Origin of the sequence: Stutzerimonas tarimensis, assembly GCF_042648805.1 — a bacterium.
Lineage (GTDB): Bacteria > Pseudomonadota > Gammaproteobacteria > Pseudomonadales > Pseudomonadaceae > Azomonas > Azomonas tarimensis.
Genome location: NZ_JBHRXZ010000027.1, coordinates 35,213 through 60,538 on the forward strand (window position 1 = coordinate 35,213; position 25,326 = coordinate 60,538).

Annotated in this window: 23 protein-coding genes; 14 read left to right on the forward strand and 9 right to left on the reverse strand. The window is 65.2% G+C overall.

Translation table 11 applies throughout. The features are described from left to right. Nucleotides 1–25 precede the first annotated feature (25 nt). A complete protein-coding gene (trpE, locus tag ACFOMF_RS16840; protein ID WP_386367036.1) occupies nt 26–1,504 on the forward strand; it encodes an anthranilate synthase component I in 1,479 nt (492 codons plus the stop codon). Between the two features lie 16 nt (nt 1,505–1,520). On the opposite strand, the gene ACFOMF_RS16845 is transcribed toward trpE, so the two are convergent. The 8 genes from ACFOMF_RS16845 to ACFOMF_RS16880 form a co-directional block, all read right to left on the reverse strand. Continuing rightward, the gene (locus tag ACFOMF_RS16845; protein WP_386367038.1) at nt 1,521–2,309 is read right to left on the reverse strand and encodes an IclR family transcriptional regulator; all 789 of its coding nucleotides are present in this window, start codon (nt 2,307–2,309) and stop codon (nt 1,521–1,523) included. Between the two features lie 26 nt (nt 2,310–2,335). Continuing rightward, nucleotides 2,336–3,016, reverse strand: a complete 681-nt coding sequence (locus ACFOMF_RS16850; RefSeq protein WP_386367040.1) for a sarcosine oxidase subunit gamma — start codon at nt 3,014–3,016, stop codon at nt 2,336–2,338. A 3-nt stretch (nt 3,017–3,019) separates the two neighbouring features. Then, entirely contained in the window at nt 3,020–5,917 is a 2,898-nt protein-coding gene (locus tag ACFOMF_RS16855; protein WP_386367042.1) for a 2Fe-2S iron-sulfur cluster-binding protein, read from the reverse strand. Continuing rightward, nucleotides 5,914–6,216 (reverse strand): sarcosine oxidase subunit delta, encoded by a 303-nt coding sequence (locus tag ACFOMF_RS16860; protein ID WP_386367044.1) that lies wholly within the window; start codon nt 6,214–6,216, stop codon nt 5,914–5,916. Before ACFOMF_RS16860 ends, ACFOMF_RS16855 begins: the two co-directional genes overlap by 4 nt. A gap of 92 nt (nt 6,217–6,308) precedes the next feature. Then, a complete protein-coding gene (locus ACFOMF_RS16865) occupies nt 6,309–7,550 on the reverse strand; it encodes an FAD-dependent oxidoreductase (RefSeq protein WP_386367046.1) in 1,242 nt (413 codons plus the stop codon). Then, entirely contained in the window at nt 7,532–8,428 is an 897-nt protein-coding gene (folD, locus tag ACFOMF_RS16870; protein ID WP_386367048.1) for a bifunctional methylenetetrahydrofolate dehydrogenase/methenyltetrahydrofolate cyclohydrolase FolD, read from the reverse strand. Before folD ends, ACFOMF_RS16865 begins: the two co-directional genes overlap by 19 nt. 11 nt (nt 8,429–8,439) lie before the next feature. Further along, entirely contained in the window at nt 8,440–9,306 is an 867-nt protein-coding gene (purU, locus tag ACFOMF_RS16875) for a formyltetrahydrofolate deformylase (RefSeq protein ID WP_386367050.1), read from the reverse strand. 416 nt (nt 9,307–9,722) lie between these two features. Continuing rightward, a complete protein-coding gene (locus tag ACFOMF_RS16880) occupies nt 9,723–10,319 on the reverse strand; it encodes a helix-turn-helix domain-containing protein (protein WP_386367052.1) in 597 nt (198 codons plus the stop codon). A gap of 241 nt (nt 10,320–10,560) precedes the next feature. Here ACFOMF_RS16880 and glnT point away from each other — a divergent pair, with 241 nt between their 5' ends. The 4 genes from glnT to ACFOMF_RS16900 all read left to right on the forward strand — a co-directional run bounded on the left by glnT (nt 10,561) and on the right by ACFOMF_RS16900 (nt 15,118). Further along, the gene (gene glnT, locus ACFOMF_RS16885) at nt 10,561–11,895 is read left to right on the forward strand and encodes a type III glutamate--ammonia ligase (protein WP_386367054.1); all 1,335 of its coding nucleotides are present in this window, start codon (nt 10,561–10,563) and stop codon (nt 11,893–11,895) included. Between the two features lie 108 nt (nt 11,896–12,003). Beyond that, nucleotides 12,004–12,918, forward strand: a complete 915-nt coding sequence (locus ACFOMF_RS16890; protein ID WP_386367056.1) for a class II glutamine amidotransferase — start codon at nt 12,004–12,006, stop codon at nt 12,916–12,918. Between the two features lie 160 nt (nt 12,919–13,078). Next, on the forward strand, nt 13,079–13,762 hold the full coding sequence (locus tag ACFOMF_RS16895) for a GltB/FmdC/FwdC-like GXGXG domain-containing protein (protein WP_386367058.1): 684 nt from the start codon (nt 13,079–13,081) through the stop codon (nt 13,760–13,762). A gap of 30 nt (nt 13,763–13,792) precedes the next feature. Beyond that, complete coding sequence (locus ACFOMF_RS16900; protein WP_386367060.1) at nt 13,793–15,118, forward strand: FMN-binding glutamate synthase family protein; 1,326 nt, start codon at nt 13,793–13,795, stop codon at nt 15,116–15,118. A gap of 58 nt (nt 15,119–15,176) precedes the next feature. Here ACFOMF_RS16900 and ACFOMF_RS16905 read toward each other — a convergent pair whose 3' ends face one another. Continuing rightward, nucleotides 15,177–16,070, reverse strand: coding sequence for a LysR family transcriptional regulator (locus ACFOMF_RS16905; protein WP_386367062.1), 894 nt, complete (start codon nt 16,068–16,070; stop codon nt 15,177–15,179). 169 nt (nt 16,071–16,239) lie between these two features. Here ACFOMF_RS16905 and ACFOMF_RS16910 point away from each other — a divergent pair, with 169 nt between their 5' ends. From ACFOMF_RS16910 to ACFOMF_RS16950, 9 genes are all read left to right on the forward strand, one after another. Then, nucleotides 16,240–17,361: a muconate/chloromuconate family cycloisomerase gene (locus tag ACFOMF_RS16910; RefSeq protein WP_386367064.1), complete on the forward strand. Its 1,122-nt coding sequence runs from the start codon at nt 16,240–16,242 to the stop codon at nt 17,359–17,361. An 11-nt stretch (nt 17,362–17,372) separates the two neighbouring features. Beyond that, nucleotides 17,373–17,663 carry a muconolactone Delta-isomerase gene (gene catC, locus ACFOMF_RS16915; protein ID WP_386367066.1) on the forward strand — a complete coding sequence of 97 codons (291 nt, stop codon included), beginning with the start codon at nt 17,373–17,375 and terminating at the stop codon, nt 17,661–17,663. A gap of 55 nt (nt 17,664–17,718) precedes the next feature. Next, entirely contained in the window at nt 17,719–18,648 is a 930-nt protein-coding gene (catA, locus tag ACFOMF_RS16920; protein ID WP_386367068.1) for a catechol 1,2-dioxygenase, read from the forward strand. Between the two features lie 187 nt (nt 18,649–18,835). Further along, the gene (locus tag ACFOMF_RS16925) at nt 18,836–19,792 is read left to right on the forward strand and encodes an AraC family transcriptional regulator (RefSeq protein ID WP_386367070.1); all 957 of its coding nucleotides are present in this window, start codon (nt 18,836–18,838) and stop codon (nt 19,790–19,792) included. A 256-nt stretch (nt 19,793–20,048) separates the two neighbouring features. Beyond that, nucleotides 20,049–21,425, forward strand: a complete 1,377-nt coding sequence (locus ACFOMF_RS16930) for a Rieske 2Fe-2S domain-containing protein (RefSeq protein ID WP_386367072.1) — start codon at nt 20,049–20,051, stop codon at nt 21,423–21,425. Continuing rightward, a complete protein-coding gene (benB, locus tag ACFOMF_RS16935) occupies nt 21,422–21,910 on the forward strand; it encodes a benzoate 1,2-dioxygenase small subunit (RefSeq protein ID WP_386367075.1) in 489 nt (162 codons plus the stop codon). Before ACFOMF_RS16930 ends, benB begins: the two co-directional genes overlap by 4 nt. Before the next feature lie 97 nt (nt 21,911–22,007). Continuing rightward, a complete protein-coding gene (gene benC / locus ACFOMF_RS16940) occupies nt 22,008–23,048 on the forward strand; it encodes a benzoate 1,2-dioxygenase electron transfer component BenC (RefSeq protein ID WP_386367077.1) in 1,041 nt (346 codons plus the stop codon). A 9-nt stretch (nt 23,049–23,057) separates the two neighbouring features. Further along, nucleotides 23,058–23,831 carry a 1,6-dihydroxycyclohexa-2,4-diene-1-carboxylate dehydrogenase gene (locus ACFOMF_RS16945; RefSeq protein ID WP_386367080.1) on the forward strand — a complete coding sequence of 258 codons (774 nt, stop codon included), beginning with the start codon at nt 23,058–23,060 and terminating at the stop codon, nt 23,829–23,831. 56 nt (nt 23,832–23,887) lie between these two features. Then, the gene (locus ACFOMF_RS16950; protein WP_386367082.1) at nt 23,888–25,234 is read left to right on the forward strand and encodes an MFS transporter; all 1,347 of its coding nucleotides are present in this window, start codon (nt 23,888–23,890) and stop codon (nt 25,232–25,234) included. Nucleotides 25,235–25,326: the final 92 nt, after the last annotated feature.

Genomic DNA, 25,326 nt, shown 5'->3' on the forward strand with positions numbered 1-25,326 from the left:
AGGCGCGCCTGCCACGAGACTGATCATGAACCGCGAAGAATTCCTGCGCCTGGCCGCCCAAGGCCACAACCGCATCCCGCTGCACTTCGAAACCATCGCCGATTTCGACACCCCGCTGTCGCTGTACCTGAAGCTCGCCGATGCGCCCAATTCCTACCTGCTGGAATCGGTGCAGGGCGGCGAGAAATGGGGGCGCTACTCCATCATCGGCCTGGCCTGCCGCACCGTGCTGCGCGTCCATGGCCATCAGGTCAGCATCAAGGTCGACGAGGTGGAGACCGAGCGTCATGAGGTGGACGACCCGCTGGCCTTCGTCGAAGAGTTCAAGGCGCGTTACCGCGTCGCGCCGGTCGGCCATCTGCCGCGCTTCAACGGCGGCCTGGTGGGCTATTTCGGCTACGACAGCGTGCGCTATGTCGAAAGCAAGCTCGCCCATTGTCCGCATCCGGACCCGCTGGGGACGCCGGACATCCTGTTGATGGTGTCCGATGCGGTGGTGGTGTTCGACAACCTGGCGGGCAAGATGCATTGCATCCTGCTCATCGATCCGGGCGAGGACCATGCCTTCGAGAAGGGCCAGATGCGCCTGCGTGAACTGCGTGAAAAGCTGCGCCAGCCCCTGGCGCCGCGCATGGGCCTGGATCTGGACGGGGCGGTCCAGGGCGAGCCGGAGTTCACTTCCAGCTTCAGCCGCGATGACTACGAGCAGGCGGTGCTGAAGATCAAGGACTACATCCTTGCCGGCGACTGCATGCAGGTGGTGATCTCCCAGCGCATGTCGATTCCCTTCCGTGCCGCGCCCATCGACCTGTACCGGGCGCTGCGCTGCTTCAACCCGACGCCCTACATGTACTTCTTCAACTTCGGCGACTTCCATGTGGTCGGCAGCTCGCCGGAAGTGCTGGTGCGCGCCGAGGACGGCCTGGTCACGGTGCGCCCCATCGCCGGCACCCGTCCGCGCGGGGCGACCGAAGAGGCCGATCTGGCGCTGGAAGAGGACCTGCTCTCCGACGCCAAGGAGCTGGCCGAGCACCTGATGCTCATCGACCTGGGGCGCAACGACGTCGGCCGGGTGGCGACCACGGGTTCGGTGAAGGTCACCGAAAAGATGGTGATCGAGCGCTATTCCAACGTGATGCACATCGTCTCCAACGTCACCGGCGAGCTCAAGCCGGAGCTTTCCGCCATGGACGCGCTGCGCTCGATCCTGCCGGCAGGGACCCTTTCCGGCGCGCCCAAGGTGCGGGCAATGGAAATCATCGACGAGCTGGAGCCGGTCAAGCGCGGTGTCTACGGCGGCGCGGTGGGTTACCTGGCCTGGAACGGCAACATGGATACTGCCATTGCCATACGCACCGCAGTGATCAAGGGCGGCGAGCTGCACGTGCAGGCCGGCGCCGGCATCGTGGCCGACTCGCAGCCGGCACTGGAATGGGAAGAGACCCTGAACAAGCGCCGCGCGATGTTCCGCGCGGTGAGCCTGGCGGAGCAGTCGGTCAAGTGACGGCAGCGCTCCCTGCTCAGGTGGCGCCTGCGCCCAGTTCCAGAGCGATGGCGTCAGCGGTCTTTTCCAGCTCTTCCCGATAGCGGTCCTGGGAAAAGCCGTTGTCCATCACGGCTTCGGGTCCGGACAGATTGATGGCCGCCACCACCTGCCCCAGATGATTGCGGATCGCACAGGCGATGGCAGTGGAATAGTCCGAGCGGTGCAGCACCCAGCCGCGTTCGCGGTCGTTGGCGATCAGCTGCTGCAGCTCGGGCAGCGTCTTGGGCGCGGGCGGTGGATAATCGTCGAGCCGCGCATGCTGGTAGAGCCCGGCTAGTGCGTCCTCGCCCAGGCCGGTAAGCAGCATGCGGCCCATGGCCGTGCAATGGCAGGGCAGCCGGGTGCCGATGGGAATGTTCACCGACAGCCGCTGCGCGGCGAAGGCGCGGTAGACATAAAGGCTGTCGGTCTGCTCGCGGATGGTCAGGTGGCAGGACAGCGAGGTGCGGTCACGCAGCGCATTGAGGTGCGGCATGGCGATGTCGACGATGTCACGGCTGGCCAGATAGCTGAAGCCGTCCGCCACCACCTGGGGACCCAGTTCGTAGGTGTTGCGGGCCACCTTGCGCAGGTAGCCCATCTCGGTGAGGGTGTGGACGATGCGGTAGATCGACGACACCGTCACTCCCAGACGCTCGGCGATGTCGTTCATGGCCAGAGTGCGCTCGCGGGCGTTGAACATCTGCACGATGGTCAGGCCCCGCTGAAGCGCCGGCACGCGGTAGTCGGTTTCCCGTTCGATGGCTTCTTCGTGAGCGGTCATGAGATCTCCTGGCTAGGGTGAGGCGTTTATCGAGGCGCCAGGGCGTCGATGCCCACGGGCTGGCCGCCGAACTCGCCCATGGCGTCGAGCAGGACATCCCAGAAGTAGTCCACCGAAGCGCGGTCGCACAGAAGCTGGAAACACGGCAGCTCGGCGGGGCCGGCGTTGACGATGATCACGTTGATCCGCGCCGCCGAGGTCTGCGCCACGCTGCCGCGCGGGAAGGCTTCGGGCCGCAGATCGACGGCGCAGAGCTTGGCCATCACCTGGCTGATCCATTCCCCCGTCAGCATCAGCCAGGCATGGCTGTCCTGGCGCGGCAGCAGGTAGTTGGCGCTGGCGCCGAACTGCCAGCCGCGCTCCTCGCCGGCGATACGTTCGCCCCCGTCGGCCAGACTGCCAAGCAACAGGTATTCGGTCTGCGACAGACGCGCCACATGGCTGCCGTCGGCCTGGGTGAGGGCCCGGTTCGGCGCATCCGGGAGCAGGAAGCCGCGGATCTTCAGGTGCTCGGCGGCCGCTGCGCCGCGAAAGCCCACGCGCGCCAGGCAGGTCAGGTCGATCAATCCGCAGCGGCTGAGCAGGCCGCGTTCATCGGCCTCGGTATAGCCGGCGACCAGCTCGCCGCGGCCCACCGGGGCCAGGCGAGCGCCGTGGTGCCTGGGATAGAGGGGGCTACGCTCCTGCGGTGCATTCAGGTTTTGCATGGCTCAGAGCTCCTGGCGCTTGTTGTCGGGATCGAAGAACGGCAGGGTCACCACCCGTGCCTGGACCTGCTTGCCGCCTTCCACGCGAATCGGAATCTGCCCGCCAGGCGTCGCCTGGTCGGCGGCGGCATAGGCCAGGCCGATGATGCAGTCGAGCGTCTCCGAGTACTCACAGGAAGTGACGTTGCCGCTGATGTCCGCGCCCTTGAGCACGAGGTGCCCCTCGAGCGGCTTGGGCGAATCCTTCGGCAGGGTGAAGCCCACCAGCTTGCGCCGTAGCGGCTGCTGCTCGAGGATCTCCACCGAGCGCTTGCCGACGAAGAACGGCTTCTTGCGGCCGATGGCCCAGCCCATGTCGATCTCGGCCGGGGTGGTCATGCCGTCGGTGTCCTGGCTGATGATCACGTGGCCTTTTTCCAGACGCAGCAGGCGCTGGGTCTCGACGCCAAAGGGGCGGATGTCGAACTCGGCCCCGGCTTGCATCAGTGCATCCCAGAGCGCTTCGCCGAAGCGTGCGGGGACGTGGATCTCGTAGCCCAGTTCGCCGACGAAGCCCACCCTGAGCAGCCGCGCCGGGATACCCGCCACGCTGCCGGTACGCACGCCCAGGTAGGGGAAGGCCTCGGCGGACAGGTCGAGGTCGCTGCAGACTTTCGCCAGCACCTTGCGCGCATCCGGCCCCGCCAGGTTGACCGCGGCCATGGCGGCGGTAACGTTGGTGATGTCCACGTCCAGCCGCCATTGGGCGTTCCACTTGAGCATCTGCGTGTAGATGCGGTCCACCCCGCTGGTGGTGGCGGAGACGTAGAAGTGGTTATCGGCGAAGCGCGCACAGACACCGTCATCGATCACCACGCCCTGCTCGTTGGTCATCAGCGCGTAGCGCGAGCGGCCCACCGGCTGCTTGAGAAAACCGAAGGTGTATATGCGGTTGAGCAGTTCGGCGGCGTCGGGGCCGCGCACGTCCAGCCCGCCCAAGGTCGAGACGTCGATCAGGCCGACCTTGCTGCGCACGTGCCGGGCCTCGGCCTGCATGCAGGCGTCGCGCTGGTCGGCCGCGCCATAGTAGGCCGGACGCTGCCAGATGCCAGCCGGCATCATCTTCGCGCCGGCGTCCAGGTGGCGCTGGTGCATGGGCGTCTGGCGATGCGGGTCGAAGCCGCGGCCGGCGATGTGGGCGAGCTTTTCCGGGGCGAACGGCGGCCGTGCGGTGGTGACCCCGGTCTCGCTGACGCTGCGGTTGGTGGCATCGGCCACCAGGCGCGCGGTGGGCAGCGCCGAGTGGCGGCCCTGGGACGGGCCCATGCCGACGGTGGAGAAGCGCTTGACCAACTGCACGTCGCGGTAGCCGTGGCGGGTGGCGTTGACGATATCGCGGATCTGCAGGTCCTCGTCGAAGTCGACGAATTCCTTGCCTTCAGGATGCGGAAAGATCGGCCAGGGGTAGTTCGGCGAAGGCTCTTCCAGCATCCGGCCCTCGACTGCCGGTGCTTCCAGGCCGATCGCGGCCACGGCCTGGACAGCCACCTGGCGGGCCTCCAGCAACAGGTTGTCGAGCCGGTTGTGGCCGTTCACCGAACCGGCGACGCGCAGCCCGGGCGGCAGTCCGCTGAGGTTGAAGGCCGCCTGCTCGTCGTTGTAGCTCAGCTTGCCGCCGGCCTGGCAGAGAAGCTGGTACACCGGCATGTAGCCGCCCGACATGCACAGCAGGTCGCAATCGATGCGCAGGCCCTTGTCGGCGACCTGGCCCTTGCCGACGATGCGCCGCACATCCACACCGCTGAGGTGGCGCAGGCCCTTCTCCGGCAAGGCTTCGTAGACGGTGCTGCCGGAATGGCAGGGGATGCCCGAGCTCTGCAGGGCGGTCAGCAGAGCGGCGTCGGCCCGCCCGGCGCGCAGGTCGACCAGCCCGGCGACTTCCACGCCCTGTTCGTGCAGGTCGAGCGCAGCGAGGTAGCCATCGTCGTTGCCGGTAAGGACCACCGCGCGCTTGCCCGGCCTGACCGCGTAGAGCCGCATCAGGCGCTGGGCGGCGCTGGTCAGCATCACGCCGGGCAGGTCGTTGTTGCGAAACACCACCGGCTGGTCGAAGGCGCCAGCGGCGACGATGCACTGCCTGGCGCGCACCTTGTACAGGCGCTCGCCCTGGATCACCGGCAGGTAGTGGTCGGCGAACCAGGCGTTGCACACCGCCTCGGTGAGGATCTGGATGTTGGCGTGGCTTTCCACCGCGGCCACCAGTCGCCGGCGCAGGCCGTCGCCGCGTTCACCCGCGATGTCGAAGCGTGCCCAGGCCAGCGAACCGCCAAGGATCGGCTGCTGTTCGATGAGCAGCACCTTGGCGCCGGCGTCCGCCGCGGTCAGCGCCGCCTGCAGGCCGGCAGGGCCGGCGCCGATGACCGCCAGGTCGGGAAACAGGAAGGCCTTGTCGTAGTACTCGGGCTTGAAATCGAGGTCCAGCACGCCGAGCCCCGCCTTCTTGCGGATCAGCGGCTCCCAGAGCTTCCAGGCGCCCTTGGGCTTGTAGAAGGCGCGGTAGTAGAAACCCACCGGCATGAACCGGGAAAACTTGCCGAGGTAGGCGTCGCGATCGTTTTCCAGCGAACCGGAGACATTCTGCGCGGCGACCTCCAGGCTGCCCGTCAGGGGCTCGGCATCGGCCAGCACGTTGGGTTCCCGCGGCAGCTGCACCAGGGTGTTGGCGTCCTGTCCGGCCATGCTCAGCGGGCCGCGTGGGCGGTGGTACTTGAACGAGCGCGACATCAGCCACTGGCCGTTGGCGAGCAGGGCGCTGGCGATGCTGTCGCCTTCGAAACCTTCGAAGCCTTTACCCTCGAAGCTGAAGCGGACGGCCTTGCTGCGGTCGATCAGCAGGCCCATGGGGGCGGGCAGACGGTTCATCCTGCTGACTCCTCGCTGGGCATGCTGAACTCGACCCGTTCACTGAAGACTTCCTTCGGGTCGAAGGTGCGAAGGATCTCGTCGGTCACCGTATGACGCTCGGCGAGAAACCAGTAGCTGGAGGCGTTGTGCATCCACCACTCGGTGACCACCCCGGCGCGGTTGTCGGCGTTGAAGACATAATCGGCCCACTCGGCATCGCTGCAGCTGTTGGGGTCAGGCATGTGCTTGAACTCGCCGCCATAGGTGAATTCGCTGATGTTGCGTGGCCCGTTGAGCGGGCAGGGCATGATCTTCATGGGGTCGCCTCAGTTGTTACGGGCATCTATCGCGTTGCAGGAGCGAGCGCGCTTCTACGGAATACGTGGGCTTTGGGTCGCTTGGCCATGGCTCAGTGGCTCGCTGCGGTCGCGCCCATCTCGTTCACCTGTCGGAAAGTGGAGAAGCGGGCCAGGCTGAATGGCGCGATGAGGTCCGGCACCACGCCGCCGCTGGCGACGAGCTGGGCCATGGTCTTGCCGCAAATGGGCGTGGATTTGAAGCCCCAGGTGCCCCAGCCGGCGTCCAGGTAATAATTGTCCACCGGCGAAAGGCCCATGATCGGGCTGTAGTCCGGGGTTATGTCGGTGATGCCGGCCCACTGGCGCATCAGCTTGGCGTTGGCCAGGAAGGGGAACATCTCGATGGCGTGGGCCAGCAGGCCTTCCTTGAGTTCCAGGGTCGAACGGGTGTTGTACAGCGGGTAGGGGTCCGAGCCGCCGCCGATCACCACCTCGCCGCGACCGGTCTGCTGCACGTAGCAGTGCAGCGCGGACGAACTCACCAGGGGGTCGAGGAAGGGTTTGAACGGCTGGGTCACCATGGCCTGCAGCGGGTAACTGTGGATAGGTGCGCGGATCCCGGCCTTTCGCATCAACAGCGAACTGTGACCGGCGATGGCCTGCACCGCGCAGCCGCATTTCACCGTGCCGCGATTGGTCTTGACCGCGACGATGCGGTTGTTCTCGATCACCAGGTCCTGCACTTCGGTGAGCTGGTGGATCTCCACGCCGCGCTTGGCCGCTTCCTTGGCATAGCCCCAGGCCACCGCGTCGTGGCGGGCGGTGGCACCGTCGATGTGCCAGAGCCCGGCGAGCACCGGCAGGTGGCCGGGGTCCAGGTTGAGGGTCGGCACCAGTTCGCGGATCTGCTGACGGTCGATCATCTCGGTGCGGCCACCGAAGTGCTTGTTCACCTCGGCGCGCTGGCGAAAGGCGCGTACCGTCGCGTCCGTGTGGGCCAGGGTCAGCTGGCCGCGCTCGGAGTACATGATGTTGAAGTCGAACTCATTGGAGAGTCCCTTGAACATCTTCACCGACTCGGCATAGAAGCGTACGCCTTCGCTGGTCAGGTAGTTCGAGCGGATCACCGCCGTATTGCGCGCCGTATTGCCGCCGCCCAGGTAGGCCTTTTCCAGCACCGCGACCTTGGTCACGCCATGGTACCTGGCCAGGTAGTAGGCAGTGGCCAGCCCGTGGCCACCACCGCCGATGATCACCACGTCATAGGACGGCTTGAGCTCGGTCGGTGGCGGCAGGTCGACCTCCTCCGGGTAGTCCGAGGAAAAGCCGTACTTCAGCAGGTTGAAGGGCATACAGCCTCCGGTGCCGCGGCGTGTTGCAGGCGCGCCGCGATCAGGGTGTTCTTCATCAGGTAGGCGATGGTCATCGGGCCGACCCCGCCCGGCACCGGGGTGATTGCCGAGGCCAGCGCCGACGCGCTGGCAAAGTCCACATCGCCCACCAGCCGCGAACGGCCGTCTTCCTCGATGCGGTTGATGCCCACGTCGATCACCACGGCGCCGGGCTTCAGCCAGCCGGCGTCGATCATCCGCGGGCGCCCCACCGCCGCGACCACGATGTCGGCCTGACGACACAGCGCGGCTGCGTCACGGCTGCGCGAATGCAGCACGGTCACCGAACAGTTGGCCTGCAGCAGCAGCGCAGCCATGGGCTTGCCGACGATGTTCGAGCGCCCTACCACCACCGCATGCAGGCCGGACAGGTCGCCGAGGCTGTCCTGCAGCAGGCGCAGGCAACCGGTTGGGGTGCAGGGCGTGAGCACCTCGCGGCCCTGGCTCAGGCCGCCGACGTTTTCGCTGTGGAAACCGTCGACATCCTTGCGCGGGTCGATGGCCTCGAGTACGGCGTTTTCGTCGATGTGCCGGGGCAGGGGCAGCTGCACCAGGATGCCGTGGACGTCGCGGTCGGCATTCAACCGCTCGATCAGTTCCAGTAGCTCGTCGGCCGATACATCGGCGCCCAGGCGGTACTCCAGCGAGCGGATGCCCACTTCGCCGGCGCGCAGCACCTTGTTGCGCACGTAGACATGGCTGGCCGGGTCGTCGCCCACCAGCACCACGGCCAGGGTCGGCTCGATGCCTTCGGCCTCGAGGGCGTCGACGTCCCCGCGGACCTCGGCGAGCACCGTGGCGGCGGCGGCCTTGCCGTCGATGAGGCGTGCCGTGCTCATGCTCGCGGCGCTCATCGGAAGATCACCGTGCGGTCGTCGTTGAGGAAGACTCGGTGCTCGAGGTGGTACTTGACTGCCTTGGACAGGGCCACGGTTTCGGTATCGCGGCCGATGGCTACAAGCTTGTCAGGCAGGTAGGTGTGGTCCACCCGCTGCACTTCCTGCTCGATGATGGGGCCTTCGTCCAGGTCGGAAGTCACATAGTGGGCGGTCGCGCCGATGAGCTTGACGCCACGCTCCCAGGCCTGGTGGTAGGGCTTGGCGCCTTTGAAGCCGGGCAGGAAGGAGTGGTGGATGTTGATTGCACGACCGGCGAGCTTCTTGCAGAGATCGTCGGAGAGGATCTGCATGTAGCGGGCGAGGACAACCAGTTCGGTACCGGTTTCCTCGACGATGCGCATCAGCTCGGCTTCCTGCTGGGCCTTGGTGTCCTTGGTCACCGGCAGGTAGATGAAGCGGATGCCTTCACGCTCGGCCATGGCGCGCAGATCGAGATGGTTCGAGACCACGGCGGTGATCTTCATGTGCATCTCGCCCTTGTGATAGCGGTAGAGCAGGTCGGCGAAGCAGTGGTCGTACTTGCTCACCATCAGCACCACTTTGGTTGGCCTCGAAGCGCTGTAGAGCTCCCATTGCATCTCGAACCTGTCGGCGACATCGGTGAAGCCCTGCTCGATGACGCTGATGTCGCCGTCGAAGCCAGCGTTGAAGCGAAACACTGCGCGCATGAAGAATCGACCGCTCACTTCATCATCGAACTGCGCCATTTCGCCGATATAGCAACCCTGATCGGCAAGAAAGGTCGACACGGCAGCGACGATGCCGGAGGTGGCAGGGCAACTGATCTTGATGATGAAGTGGTCCTGGGCGTGTGGCATGACTAGTCCTCTAGGGGTCGGCAAAGCGAAAGTTTCATCAGCGGCAGGAAATTTCACAAGCGAAGACTTTTTATCTTCAGGAATATAATTTTCGTGTGCTGATTTTATAAGCGAATGACGGATGTCAGTCCAGTAGCTTTGGGAATTTTTTTATCCTGCCAGGAAACTTGGCGGATGGCAGGCGGACCTGGGTGGCCATGCTGGGGCGGATCCGCGCCTGCTGGCTGGTGGCTGGGCTGCCCAGCGCTGCACCGCAAGCGCATGACCGACATCCGAGGCCAGGCCCTGGCCCGCTATATGAAGGAGGAAGCGGAGCGGCTTGCTCGCGAAAGGAACGGCAACAGAGGCCCCACTGCCGAGCGAGCCGCCTGTATCGGCAACGGAGTCTGCTTACGCTTGGCTGCCCCGGCCTGCGGCTAGCTGCTGTAGTTCATCACTGACAGCAGACGTATCGGCACCTTCACCAGTTTTTCCGGCCCATGGGGGACTTCGCCTTCGAGGGTCAGGCTGTCGCCCGGGCCCATCTGGAATAGCTGATTGCCGTGACGATAGACAAGCTCGCCCTCCAGCAGGTGAAGGAACTCGGTGCCGGGGTGAGAGAAGGTGGGAAATTCCTCACTGGCATCATCCATGCTGATGAGATAGGCCTCGAAGCTTTTCTTCGGTCCTCGGGTGTGATTCAGCAGCCGATAGTTGTGGCCTTTCTCGGTGCCTCGGCGAACCACTTCCAGACCCTCGTTCGCCTTGACCAGCAGCGCAGTGCTGCCCTGCTGGTCGTATTGGCTGAACAGCTTCGACATGGGCAACCCGAGCACATCGCACAGGCGGCTCAAGGTGTCGAGGCTGGTGGACACCTGTGCGTTCTCGATCTTGCTCAGCATGCCCTGGCTGATGCCGGCGATGCGGGCGACATCGGCGATCTTCAATTCCAGCGCCTGGCGCTGTCGTTTGATCTGCATGCCGAGGTACTGCTCGAGTTTCAGGCGCGGATGCTCTTCGGTTGATTTGGCCATGCGTTCCTGCACAAAGATGGTTCATTAATAAAAGTTTCGCACCAGGAATGTCCATGCTAGCGTATCCGCAGCCAGGCGTTTCCTGTCGGCCAAACCGACGAGGCGGTCTGGAACAGGCGATTCGGGGTATTTGACGTCGCTCCAAGTGGAGTGGCGGAGTTGGCAAGCGCCTTGCATTTCTTTTGGGGAAATAAAATTTCTCACCCGGAATATGATCAATAGCTCAGGAGCACAGTCGCCCATGTTGCCCGCCGAAACCCAGCAGCTCATCGAACAGCACGGTATCAAATATGTGCTCGCCCAGTTTGTCGATATCCACGGGTCCGCCAAGACCAAGTCGGTGCCGGTGTCTGGCCTCGAGGCGGTTGCCGAGGGCGGCGCGGGCTTTGCCGGTTTCGCGCTCTGGGGCATGGGGATGGAACCCCACGGGCCGGATTTCATGGCACGCGGCGACCTTTCGACCCTGACCCCTGTGCCCTGGCAGCCTGGCTATGGCCGCGTGCTCTGCATCGGTCACGTCAATGGCGAGCCGCACCCCTACGACACCCGCTTCGTCTGCCTGCAGCAGGTCGAACGCCTTGCCCAGCGCGGCTGGACGCTGAACACCGGCCTGGAGCCCGAGTTCAGTCTGTTCCGCCGCAGCGGTGACGGCAAGCTGGTGCCGATGGACCAGAGCGACTGCCTGGAAAAGCCCTGCTATGACTACAAGGGCCTGTCCCGCTCGCGGGAATTTCTCGAGCGGCTGACCGAGGCGCTGCAGGCGGTCGATTTCGACATCTATCAGATCGACCACGAGGACGCGCCGGGCCAGTTCGAAATCAACTACACCTACAGCGAAGCACTGACCTCGGCCGACCGCTTCACCTTCTTCCGCATGGCCGCCGGAGAGATCGCCCACGACATGGGCATGGTCTGCTCCTTCATGCCCAAGCCGCACGCCAACCGTGCCGGCAACGGCATGCATTTCCACCTGTCGATCGGCAGCAAGGAAAACAAGAACCTCTTTCACGACGCCAGCGACCCCAACGGCATGGGCCTGTCCAAGCTGGGCTATCACTTCGTCGCTGGCTTGCTGGCCCACGGCCCGGCGCTCTGCGCCTTCGCCGCGCCGACGGTGAACTCCTACAAGCGCCTGGTGGTGGGGCGCTCGCTGTCCGGCGCGACCTGGGCACCGGCCTTCATCGCCTACGGCGACAACAATCGCTCGGCCATGGTGCGCATCCCCTATGGTCGCATCGAGTTCCGCCTGCCGGACGCCGGCTGCAATCCCTACCTGGTCACCGCCGCGATCATCGCCGCCGGCCTCGATGGCATCGACCGCCAGCTCGAACCCGGCAAGCCGTGCAACGAGAACCTCTACAAGCTCAGCCTCGAAGAAATCGCCGAGCGCGGCATCCAGACTCTGCCGCAGTCGCTGAAAGAGGCGATGGACGCGCTGGAAGCCGACCCGCTGTTCCGCGAAGTGCTCGGCGCCGAGATCGTCGACGAATTCATCAAGCTCAAGCGGATGGAGTGGGTCGAGTACTGCCGGCATGTAAGCGACTGGGAAATCCAGCGTTATACCGAATTTTTCTAGCCGCAAGCCTCAAGCCGCCAGCAGGAGCGGGCGCAGCAGAGGCCGGCAATGCAACGACAGCTTGAAGCTTGCAGCTTGAAGCTCCCGAACGAAGTGAGGACTGCTCATATGTGTGGAATCGTGGGTCTCTACCTGAAGAACCCCGCGCTGGAATCCCGGCTCGGTGAACTGTTCGAGCCGATGCTCGAGGCCATGACCGATCGCGGGCCGGACAGTGCCGGCTTCGCCATTTACGGTGATGAGGCTGCCGAGGGCTGGGTCAAGCTGACCCTGCAGGCTACCGAGTCGGTCGCAGGCGAGAAGGCCTTCGATTACAAGGCGCTGATGGACGAACTGGAAGGGCGCCTGGGCTGCTCGCTGGACTGGTTCGAGAACGCCACGGCGGCGGTCCTCAAGACCAACGCCGCCGAAACCGATGTGCGTGCGGTGATCAAGGAGCTGGCGCCGAGCGTGCGCATCATGAGCGCCGGGCAGAGCATCGAGATTCTCAAGGGCATGGGGCTGCCAAAGGAAATTTCCGAGCGCTTCGGCCTGAAGCAGATGAAGGGCAGCCACATCATCGGCCACACCCGCATGGCCACCGAATCGGCCGTGACCATGGAAGGCAGCCACCCGTTTTCCACCGGTGCCGACCTCTGCCTGGTGCACAACGGTTCGCTGTCCAATCACTTTCGCCTGCGTCAGGAACTCAAGCGCCACGGCATCGCATTCGAGACCGAGAACGACACCGAAGTGGCGGCCGGTTATCTCACCTGGCGCCTGCAGCAGGGCGACAGCCTGAAGGAGGCGCTGGACCACTCCCTCGAGGATCTCGATGGCTTCTTCACCTTTGCCATCGGTACCCGCGACGGCTTTGCGGTGATCCGCGACCCGATCGCCTGCAAGCCGGCCATCCTCGCCGAGACCGACGACTACGTGGCCATGGCCTCGGAGTACCAGGCGCTGGCAAGCCTGCCGGGGATCGAAAAGGCCAAGGTCTGGGAGCCGGAGCCGGCCACCATGTACATCTGGGAACGCGCATAGGTGAGTCCTACAGCCTGCTGCGCGCCCCGATCGCAGCGTAGGTCCTCGCGAAGACTCGGCGTAGTCGAGTACTGCCTCGCCTTTCGCTCCGGTCCTTCCTTGCTCTCGACGCGCTCGCGACGGCTATAGACGATTCTCAAGCATTGGAGTTTGAAAAAGCATGAAAACCGTAAATCTCACCGAATCCACCGTGCGCGACCTCAACCAAGCCCTGCATGACCAAGCCAAGGATCTGACCGAGCGCGAGTGGGTGATCACCCATTCGGACGGCAAGCACAACCTGGCCGTCGGCCTGAACGAAGCGCTGACCGTCGAGATCGACGGGCACGCCGGGTATTACTGCGCCGGGATGAACCAGAAGGCCAGCGTCACCGTGCACGGCAACGTGGGCGTGGGCGTTGCGGAAAACATGATGTCCGGCTCGGTACGGGTCAAGGGCAGCGCTTCGCAGTCGGCGGGCGCCACCGCCCATGGCGGGTTGCTGGTGATCGAGGGCGACGCCGGCGCGCGCTGTGGCATTTCCATGAAAGGTGTGGACATCGTGGTCGGCGGCAACATCGGCCACATGAGCTGCTTCATGGGCCAGGCCGGGCGGCTGGTGGCCTGCGGCGATGCCGGAGACGCGCTGGGCGACTCGCTCTACGAGACCCGCATCTATGTGAAGGGCACGGTCAAGTCGCTGGGCTCGGACTGCATCGAAAAGGAAATGCGCGCCGAGCACCTAGAGGAGCTGGCTGAACTGCTCAACCGCGCCGGCTTCGATGAAGATCCGAAAGCCTTCAAGCGCTACGGCTCGGCTCGCCAGCTCTACAACTTCAAGGTCGATAACGCCTCGGCGTACTGACAGAACCGATTCCATTTCGAGGAGCTCCCCATGAGCAACGAACATCCACCGGTGCTGCGCGAGTCCGCCACTTTCGATCGCCTGACCATCCAGGAAATCCAGCGCGCCGCCGAGACCGGCATCTACGACATCCGCGGCGGTGGCACCAAGCGCAAGGTCCCGCACTTCGACGACTTGCTGCTGCTCGGCGCCTCCATGTCCCGCTACCCGCTGGAAGGCTACCGGGAAAAATGCGGCACCGACGTGGTGCTCGGCACCCGCTTCGCCAAGAAGCCGATCCACCTGGCCATTCCGGTGACCATCGCCGGCATGAGCTTCGGCGCGCTGTCCGCCCAGGCCAAGGAAGCCCTCGGCCGTGGCGCGAGCATCGCCGGCACCAGCACCACCACCGGCGACGGCGGCATGACCCCGGAGGAGCGCGGCCAGTCCAAGCACCTGGTCTACCAGTACCTGCCGTCGCGCTATGGCATGAACCCCGACGACCTGCGCAAGGCCGACGCCATCGAGATCGTCCTCGGCCAGGGCGCCAAGCCGGGCGGCGGCGGCATGCTCTTGGGCATGAAGGTCACTGAGCGGGTCGCCGGCATGCGCACCCTGCCGATCGGTGTCGACCAGCGCAGCGCCTGCCGCCACCCGGACTGGACCGGACCGGACGACCTGGCGATCAAGATCGCCGAGATCCGCGAGATCACCGACTGGGAAAAACCCATCTACGTGAAGATCGGCGCCAGTCGCCCTTACTATGACGTCAAGCTGGCGGTGAAGGCCGGCGCCGATGTGATCGTGCTGGACGGCATGCAGGGCGGCACCGCGGCAACCCAGGAAGTCTTCATCGAGCACGTGGGCATCCCGATCCTTTGCGCCATCCCGCAGGCCGTGCAGGCGCTGCAGGAGATGGACATGCATCGCAAGGTGCAACTGATCGTTTCCGGCGGCATCCGCACCGGCGCCGACGTGGCCAAGGCCATGGCCATGGGCGCCGATGCCGTGGCCATCGGCACCGCCGCGCTGATCGCGCTTGGCGACAACCACCCGCGGCTGGACGGGGAACTGAAGAAGATCGGCTCGGCCGCCGGCTACTACGACGACTGGCAGAACGGCCGCGACCCGGCCGGCATCACCACCCAGGATCCGGAGCTTTCCAAGCGCCTGGACCCGGTGGAGGGCGGCCGCCGGCTGGCCAACTATCTGCGAGTGCTGGTGCTGGAAGCCCAGACCATGGCCCGCGCCTGCGGCAAGTCCCATCTGCACAACCTTGATCCCGAGGACCTGGTAGCCCTCACCGTCGAGTCAGCTGCCATGGCGCGTGTGCCCTTGGCTGGCACCAACTGGGTGCCGGGGCAGGGCGGCTACTGACAGCCGCCATTTCGTCGCCCAAAAACCCTCCGCGCGCACGGCGCCGGAGGGTTTTTCATTATCGGGATCGACCCTGGGACGAGGCCTGCAGGCTTCTCACCAGCGCCAGGCAGCGACGAACCAGGGTGGATTCGTCTCCGGCCCGGTAGCTCACCACGATGGGTGATGTCGCCTCGACATCTGCGAGCGGGGTGTAGGCGATGTCGTCGCGGTGCATGCGCTGCACCGAGGCTGGCACCAGGGTGATGCCGACGCCGGCCGCCACCAGGCCGATGGCAGTCTGCATCTCGTTGGCCATCTGCGCCACCCGGATCTTCAGGTTCCGGCGGGCGAACAGCGCCAGCACATGGTCGGCATAGCTCGGTCGCGGCGCGCCGGGGTAGAGCACGAAAGGCTCGCCGGCCAACTGGGCGAGCGTCGCCGGCCCGGCCAGCAGGGGGTGGCCGACGGGGAGGGCGGCCACCAGCGGGTCTTCCCGGATCACTTCCTGGATCACCGCCGGGTCCTCGATGCGGATACGCCCGAAGCCGATGTCGATGCGCCCACTCTTCAGCGCCTCCACTTGTTGCAGAGTGATCAGCTCCGACAGCCCCAGCTCCAGGCTGCCCTCGCGGCGCAACTGGCGGATCAGTTCCGGCAGCGCGCCATACAGTGTCGAGGGCGCGAAGCCGATGCCCAGCCAGCGCTTCTGGTGCTCGGCCAGCCGGCGGGTGTCCTCGCACACTCGCGCCAGTTGCTCGAGCAGCTGCACCGAATGCTCGTGGAAGAAGCGCCCGGCTTCGGTAAGTTTCAGCGGTCGGCCGCGCTCCACCAGGGCGACGCCCAGTTCGTCTTCCAGTTGCTGGATCTGCCGGCTCAGCGGCGGCTGGGCGATATGCAGCTGTTCCGCGGCGCGGGTGAAGTTGAGGGTTTCCGCGAGCACGCGGAAGTAACGCAAGTGGCGCAGTTCCACGATACCTCCTAGGTATTGTTCGAGACCGAATCAATATTGGACCCGTGCATTTCGTAGGGTCAATCTTCGGCTACACAAGAAAAACACCTGAGGGATACCCGATGCATCCATGCGTCCTTGTCTGTCAGCGTTCCGCTGCCGGGTTCGACTGTTCGCCGAGGAAGGTCATATGAGCCAGCCTCTGATCGAGAGTCTCGAAACCCTCATCGTCGACCTGCCGACCATTCGCCCCCACAAGCTGGCCATGCACACCATGCAGCGCCAGACCCTGGTCATCCTGCGGTTGCGCTGCAGCGATGGCATCGAAGGTATCGGCGAGGCCACCACCATCGGCGGACTGGCCTATGCGGGCGAAAGTCCGGAGAGCATCAAGACCAACATCGACACCTATTTCGCGCCCCTGCTGGTCGGGCAGGACGCCAGCAATATCAATGCAGCGATGCAGCGCATCGAGCGCCATGTGCGTGGCAATACCTTCGCTCGCTCGGCCCTGGACACGGCGCTGCTCGATGCCCAGGCCAAGCGTCTCGGCCTGCCCCTGGCGGAGCTGCTGGGCGGGCGCCTGCATGACGGCCTGGAAGTCGCCTGGACCCTGGCCAGCGGCGACACCGACAAGGATGTGGAAGAGGCCGAGCGCATGCTCGACCTGCGCCGGCACCGTCACTTCAAGCTGAAGATCGGCGCGGGCGAGCCGGCCAGGGACATCGCCCATGTCGCCGCCATCAAGCGCGCCCTGGGCGACCGGGCCAGCGTGCGGGTCGACGTCAACCAGGCCTGGAGCGAGGCGGTCGCCCTGCGCGCCTGCCAGCAACTGGGCGACGCGGGGGTCGAACTGATCGAACAGCCGATCCCGCGCCATGACGAACGGGCCCTGGCGCGGGTCAGTGCTCGCAGTCCGGTTCCGGTGATGGCCGACGAGGCCATCGAGTCGGTCGAAGATGGATTCCGCCTCGCCCGCGCCAGTGCCGCGCCGGTGTTCGCCCTGAAGATCGCCAAGACGGGCGGGCCACGTGCTGTCCTGCGTACGGCTGCGATTGCCGAAGCGGCCGGCATCGGGCTCTACGGCGGGACCATGCTCGAAGGCGGGCTGGGTACCTTGGCCGCCGCCCATGCGTTCGCCACGCTGCCGAAGCTGGAGTGGCATACCGAGTTGTTCGGTCCGCTGCTGCTGACTGAGGATATTCTCGTCGAAGGCCCCGTGTATCGCGATTTCCAGCTGCTGATTCCGAACGCTCCGGGCGTAGGCGTGACGCTGGACGAAGAGAGACTGGCCCATTTCCGCCGTGACTGAGAAGGTGACCCATGCTGTTCCATGTCCGCATGACCGTGAAACTGCCGACCGACATGCCTGCCGAACAGGCGGCATCGCTCAAGGCTGAAGAGAAGGCGCTGGCCCAGCAGCTGCAGCAGGAAGGCACCTGGCGCCATCTGTGGCGCATCGCCGGGCTGTACGCCAATGTGAGTATTTTCGATGTGCCCGATGCCCAGGCCCTGCACGACACTCTGATGCAGCTGCCGTTGTATCCCTACATGGATATCGAGGTGATGGCGATGTGCCGTCATCCCTCGTCCATCCATGACGATGACCGTTGATAAGCGATACCTGAAGTGCCGTCCTGATTGACAACAACAATATGAGGAATAAGCCATGACCGTACGTATCTCCCATACCGCTGAAGTGCAGAAGTTCTTTGAAAACGCCAGCGGTTTCGACAACGACCTGGGCAACAGCCGGATGAAGACGGTGGTCCACCGGGTGCTGAACGATGCCGTCAAGATCATCGAGGACCTGCAGGTCACTCCGGAGGAGTTCTGGAAGGCAGTCAACTACCTCAACGAACTGGGTTCGCGCCAGGAAGCCGGGCTGCTGGTGGCCGGCCTGGGCCTGGAGCACTACCTCGACCTGCTGATGGATGCCGAGGACGAGCAGGCAGGCCGCGCCGGCGGCACCCCGCGTACCATCGAAGGCCCGCTCTATGTCGCTGGCGCGCCGCTCTGCCAGCATGAGGCGCGGCTGGACGACGGCACCGACGATGCTACCGTGATGTTCATGGAAGGCCGGGTATTCGGCACCGATGGCGCGCCGCTGGCGAACGCCATGGTCGATGTCTGGCACGCCAATACCAACGGCACCTACTCCTACTTCGACCCGTCCCAGTCCGAGTTCAACCTGCGCCGCCGCATCCAGACCGATGCCGAAGGCCGCTACCGCTTCCGCAGCATCGTGCCGTCGGGCTACGGCTGCCCGCCGGACGGCCCGACCCAGCAGTTGCTCGACCAGATCGGCCGCCACGGTCAGCGTCCGGCCCACATCCACTTCTTCATCTCGGCAGAGGGCCATCGTCACCTGACGACCCAGATCAACCTGGCGGGCGAGAAGTACCTGCACGACGACTTCGCCTACGCCACCCGTGACGAGCTGATCGCCGAGATCCGCTTCATCGACGATGCCGAGCAGGCCAAGGCCCGCGGCGTGGAAGGACGCTTTGCCGAGCTTACCTTCGACTTCACCCTGCCGCCGAGCGACGAGGCGCGGGAACAGCAGCGCCGCGAGCGCAAGCGGGCCCTGGAGGCCTGATCGCCGGGCGCTTGCGGAGACGCCGATGCCCGGGCCAATGAGCCCGGGCATCGCTGCATCGACGCTGGGAGGCGTGTAGGTATAGACGTCTGTCTGGCTGACCGAAATACTCGGGATTAGGCTACACTCGGTTGGCCCCAGCGTGCCGCCCAGGCGGCCCCGACTATAAAAACAAAGAGGCCTGAAGATGGAATGTAGTCTGCTTAGCGACCGCAGCCGCGTGTTCGAGCGTGCCGACCCTTATGCGGTGTCTGGGTACGTCAACCAACATGTCGGCGCGCATTGCATTCGCTTGCCCAAGGCTGGCAGCCCCGAAGCGAGCATCAACCATCGCAAGTTCGCCAGCCTCGATCTGTGCCGCCTCAGTTATGGTGGCAGCGTGCGGGTCACCTCGCCGGCCCTCGAAACCATCTACCACCTGCAGGTCCTGCTGCGCGGACATTGCCGTTCCCAGTTCCGTGGCGAAGAGCTCTACTACACGCCGGGCGAGATGCTGTTGATCAACCCGGACGATCCAGTGGACCTGACCTACTCGGAAGACTGCGAGAAATTCATCGTCAAGCTGCCGGTCAGCCTGTTCGAAAGCACCTGCCTGGAACAACGCTGGGTACTGCCCGAGGGCGGCATCCGCTTTGCCTCCAGCACTCATGATGCCCGTTCGCTGGACGGCTTTCTGGCGCTGTTGGCGCTGATTTGCGAGGAGGCCGAGACGGCCGCCTCGCTGCCTCAGGTGCAGGAGCATTACGCCCGCATCGTCGCCAGCAAGCTGCTCAGCCTGCTGGACAACAACGTCGAGCGCGCCGCCAGCGATGCGCGGCCCAGCTCGTTCGATCAGGTCGCCCAGTACATCGACGAGCACCTCACCCAGGACATCGGGCTGAAGGAGCTGTTGCAGGTAGCGCGGGTCAGCGAGCGGACCCTCTACGCGCTGTTCGAGCGGCATGTCGGCCTTTCGCCAAAAGAGTACATCCGCCAGCGCAAGCTCGAGCGCATCCATAGCCGCCTGCTGGATCGCATCCGCCCGCCGCGCAGCGTGACGGAAGTGGCGCTGGATTTCGGCTTTCTCCACCTCGGGCGCTTCTCGGAATGCTACCGCCGCCAGTTCGGCGAACTGCCCTCGGAAACCTTCCGCCGCGGCGAATGAGCGGCCCGGGCGCGCTGCCTGGCGCGCACCACTGACGGTGCCTCCTGCACCGGTTCCGGCGCAGCACTCGCCGCGCCGTCTCCACTCCGCGATGCCCTTGCCCCTGGCCGATCCGGCTGGGGTTGCGCCTGCGCGCCGGCCCGCCGGGCAGACCCGCAGTAGATGGATAGCGGCACGCAGTAATCGGATATTGCCCCAAGGGGCCGAAGCCTAGTCTGACCCTGCCTGATACAAGAACAAACGGAGGGCCAGACCCATGACCGGCACACTCGATCGCCTTGCGCGGCAACTGACCGACGCGGTACAGGAAGACCCTGCCAAGGGCATCTTCCGCTGCCGTCGGGATATCTTCACCGACCCCGAGCTGTTCGAGCTCGAGATGAAGCACCTCTTCGAGGGCGGCTGGGTATTTCTGGCCCATGAGAGCCAGATTCCCGAGCCCAACGACTACTTCGCCACCCACATCGGCCGCCAGCCGGTGGTGATCACCCGGGACAAGCAGGGCACCCTGCACGGGTTGATCAACGCCTGTGCCCACCGTGGCGCCACGCTCTGCCGGCGCAAGCAAGGCAACAAGGGTTCCTTTACCTGCCCGTTCCATGGCTGGACCTTCTCCAACGCCGGCAAGCTGCTGAAGGTGAAGGACGGCAAGACCGGCGGTTACCCGGAGAGCTTCGACACCAATGGCTCCCACGACCTGAAGCGGATTGCGCGCTTCGAAAGCTACCGTGGCTTCCTGTTCGGCAGCCTGAAGGCCGAGGTGCCGAGCCTTGAGGACTACCTGGGTGAAACCCGGGTGATCATCGACCAGATCGTCGACCAGGCGCCCGAAGGCATCGAAGTGCTGCGAGGCAGCTCCACCTACCACTTCGACGGCAACTGGAAGCTGCAGACGGAAAACGGTGCCGATGGCTATCACGTCAGCTCGGTGCACTGGAACTACTCGGCCACCATGCAGCGGCGCAACTACGAAGCCGAAGGCACCCGCACCGTGGACGCCAATGGCTGGTCCAAGAGCGTCGGTGGCTTCTATGCCTACGACCATGGCCACATCCTGCTCTGGACCAAGCTGCTCAACCCGGAAGTGCGGCCGATCTTCGCCCACCGTGACGAGCTGGCTGCGCGGTTCGGCGAGACCCGGGCGGACATCATCGTCGGCCAGACCCGTAACCTGTGCCTGTACCCCAACGTTTACCTCATGGACCAGTTCTCCACCCAGATCCGCATCATCCGGCCGCTGGCGGTGGACAAGACCGAAGTCACCATCTACTGCTTCGCGCCGAAGGGCGAAAGCGCCCAGGCTCGCGCCACCCGCATCCGCCAGTACGAGGACTTCTTCAACGTCAGCGGCATGGGAACGCCCGATGACCTGGAAGAGTTTCGCGCCTGTCAGACCGGCTACGCCGGCGCCAAGGATGAGTGGAACGACCTCAGCCGCGGGGCCACCCACTGGATCGAAGGGGCCGACGACAACGCCGCGGCGATGGGCATGAAGCCCCTGCTCAGCGGCCACAAGACCGAAGACGAAGGGCTGTTCGTGCGCCAGCACGCCTTCTGGGCAGAGGCGCTGAAAAAAGGCGTCGAGGACGAGCGCGCCAAGCTGATCGGCACCGACAAGGAGGTGGCGGCATGAGCCTGTCCCAGACCGAAGTGGCGGCTTTCGTGTATCGCGAAGCGCGCCTGCTGGACGACCGCCAGTGGGACGAGTGGCTGGAGTGCTACTCCTCCGGCGCAGTGCTGTGGATGCCGGCGTGGGACGACGATGATCGCCCCACCGAGGATCCCCAGCGGGAAATCTCGCTGGTCTACTACCCCAACCGCCAGGGGCTGGAAGACCGGGTGTTCCGCATCAAGACCGAACGCTCCAGCGCCAGCACCCCCGAGCCGCGCACCGCGCACATGATCAGCAACCTGGAAATCCTCCGGCAGGACGCCGAGGTGCTGGAGTTGCGCTTCAACTGGCAGACCCTGAGCCACCGCTACAAGACTACCGATGTGTACTTCGGCACTTCCTTCTACACCCTCGATGTGCGTGGCGAACAGCCCCTGATCACCCGCAAGAAGGTCCTGCTGAAGAACGACTACATCCACCAGGTGATTGATATCTATCACTTTTGAGTGGGGTTGCGGCCCCTTGCAGCGAACCGCCGTGAGGCTTCACGGGGACGGTGCAGGGGGACGGGCCAGCACCGGCCCGCCCCGCTGAGGTACTCGCATGCATTACACCATTGCCCTGAACTTCGAAGACGGTGTTACCCGGTTCATCGACTGCAAGCCGAACGAGACCGTGCTGGACGCCGCATTCCGCAACCGCATCAACCTGCCGATGGACTGCTCGGACGGCGTCTGCGGCACCTGCAAGTGCCGCTGTGAGGGCGGCGAGTACGAGATGGGTGATGACTACATCGAAGACGCCCTCAGCGAAGACGAGGCGGCCCGGGGTCAGGTGCTCACCTGCCAGATGGTGCCTGCCTCCGATTGCGTGGTCGCGGTGCCGGTCCCCTCGACGCTGTGCAAGACCGGTATCGCCCGCTTCGAGGCGCGGCTGGCGGCGGTCACCCCGCATCAGGACGCTGCCCTTGAAGTGAGCTTCGAGACCCTGTCCGGGGCTACCCCGCCCAGCTTCCTGCCGGGGCAGTACGTCAACATCGGCGTGCCGGGCAGCGGTCAGACCCGGGCCTACTCGTTCAGCTCCGCGCCGGGTGCAGCGCGCTTCGGCTTTCTGATCAAGCGTGTGCCGGGCGGGCTGATGAGCGGCTACCTGGACCGCGCCCAGGCCGGCGAATCGCTGGAATTCACCGGCCCGCTGGGCAGCTTCTACCTGCGCGAGGTGACCCGCCCGCTGCTGATGCTCGCCGGCGGAACCGGGCTGGCACCCTTCCTCTCGATGCTCGAGGTGCTGGCCGAGCGCGGCTGCGAGCAGCCGATCAGGCTGATCTATGGCGTCACCCGTGACCAGGACCTGGTCCTGGTGGACCGCCTGGAAGCCGTTGCCTCGCGCCTGCCTGGTTTCAGCTTTCAAACCTGCGTGGCAGACCCCGACTCGGCGCACCCGCGTACCGGTTATGTCACCGGCCACATGACTGCCGACATGCTCAACGACGGCGATGTCGACGTGTATCTCTGCGGCCCGCCGCCGATGGTGGACGCGGTGCGCCGGCATTTCGACCAGCAAGGCGTGGTGCCGCGCAATTTCCACTATGAGAAATTCACCCCGACGCAGGTGATCACTGTCGACGAAACGGCCCCGGCCTGAGGAGTCCCCATGCGAGCAGCACGTTTTGCAGACAAGGTGGCGGTGGTTACCGGAGCCGCCCAGGGTATTGGCCGTCGCGTCGCCGAGTGCCTGGTGGAAGAGGGGGCCAGGGTGGTGGCGGTAGACCGCTCCGAACTGGTCCATGAACTGGCCGAGGCGCTGGGGGAGGCCGTGCATGCGCTGACCGCCGATCTGGAGCGGCACGACGACTGCCAGCGGGTCATGCGCGCTGCCGTCGAGCGCTTCGGCCGGCTGGACATCCTGGTCAACAACGTCGGCGGCACCATCTGGGCCAAGCCGTTCGAGCATTACCAGGAGGCCGAGATCGAGGCCGAGGTGCGCCGCTCGCTGTTCCCGACCCTGTGGTGCTGCCACGCCGCGCTGCCGCAGATGCTCGAGCAGGGCAGTGGCAGCATCGTCAACGTGTCCTCCATCGCCACCCGGGGGGTGAACCGGGTGCCCTACGGCGCGGCCAAGGGCGGCGTCAACGCGCTGACCGCCTGCCTCGCCTTCGAGACCGCCCAGCGCGGCGTGCGGGTCAACGCCACCGCACCGGGCGGAACCGAAGCGCCGCCACGGCGCATCCCCCGCAACGCCAGCGAGCAGAGTGAACAGGAAAAAGTCTGGTACCAGCAGATCGTCGACCAGACGATCGACAGTTCGCTGATGAAGCGTTACGGCACTCTCGACGAGCAGGTGGGGGCGATCCTGTTCCTGGCGTCCGACGAGGCGTCCTACATCACCGGCGTGACCCTGCCGGTGGGCGGCGGCGATCTCGGCTAGAGCGCCCGCCGCTGCACCCGCGAGACAGGTTTGGATAACTACAAGAGAGACTTGCCATGCGAACCACTGATGTCCACCAGATCATCGACAACGCGCGCTTCAGCCGCTTTCACTGGATGGTGATGTGCTGGTGCGCGCTGCTGCTGGTATTCGACGGCTATGACCTGTTCATCTACGGCGTGGTGCTGCCGGTGCTGATGCAGGAATGGTCGCTGACCCCCATGGAAGCCGGCGCCCTGGGCAGCTATGCGCTGTTCGGGATGATGTTCGGCGCGCTGATCTTCGGCCCGCTGGCGGACCGGATCGGGCGCAAGAAGGGCATTGCCATCTGCTTCGTGCTGTTCAGCGGCTTTACCGTGCTCAACGGCTTCGCCCGTAACCCCACCGAGTTTGGCGTCTGCCGCTTTCTGGCCGGTCTCGGCATCGGCGGGCTGATGCCCAACGTGGTGGCGCTGATGAACGAGTACGCGCCAAAGAAGCTGCGCAGCACCCTGGTGGCGGTGATGTTCAGCGGCTACTCCCTGGGCGGCATGCTCTCGGCCGGCATCGGCATCTACATGCTGCCGCGCTTCGGTTGGGAGTCGATGTTCTTTGCCGCCGTGATACCGCTGCTGCTGTTGCCGCTGATTCTCTGGTACCTGCCCGAATCGGTGGGCTTCCTGGTGCGCCAGGGCAAGACCGACAAGGCGCGGGCGATTCTCAAGCGGATCGATCCAAGCCAGGATCTCGGCGCTGACGTGCGCCTGACCCTGGCCGAACCAGCTGCTGCCGGCAAGGGCGCCAGCGTGCTGGAGCTGTTCCGCGAGGGCCGTGCCCTGCGCACGCTGATGCTCTGGCTGGCGTTCTTCAGCTGCTTGTTGATGGTCTACGCGCTGGGCTCCTGGCTGCCCAAGCTGATGGCCAACGCCGGCTACAGCCTGGGCTCGAGCCTGTCGTTCCTGCTGGCGCTGAATTTCGGCGGCATCGTTGGCGCCATCGGTGGCGGCTGGCTGGGGGATCGCTACAACCTGCCGCGGGTGGTGGTGGGCTTCTTCCTGGCGGCGACGGCGTCCATCACCCTGCTGGGCTTCAACAGTCCGATGCCGGTGCTGTACCTGCTGATCGCCATCGCCGGGGCCACCACCATCGGCACGCAGATCCTGCTGTACGCCTGCGCCGCGCAGTTCTACGGCCTCAACATCCGTTCCACCGGCCTGGGCTGGGCCTCGGGTATCGGTCGCAACGGCGCCATCGTCGGGCCGCTGCTGGGCGGGGCGCTGATGGCGATCAACCTGCCGCTGCAGCTCAACTTCATCGCCTTCGCGATTCCCGGAGCGGTCGCCGCCATCGCCATGGTGATCTTCTCCACCCGCCATGGCCTGGCCACGGCAGCCAATACGCGCCTGGCCGGCACCGAGAGCTGATTCCGGCTGACCGGGTCACGGGCGGAGCCAGGCTCCGCCCTCTGCGGCCCCGCCAGGCTGGTGCCGGCGAGGCCGCAGCACTCAGAACACGA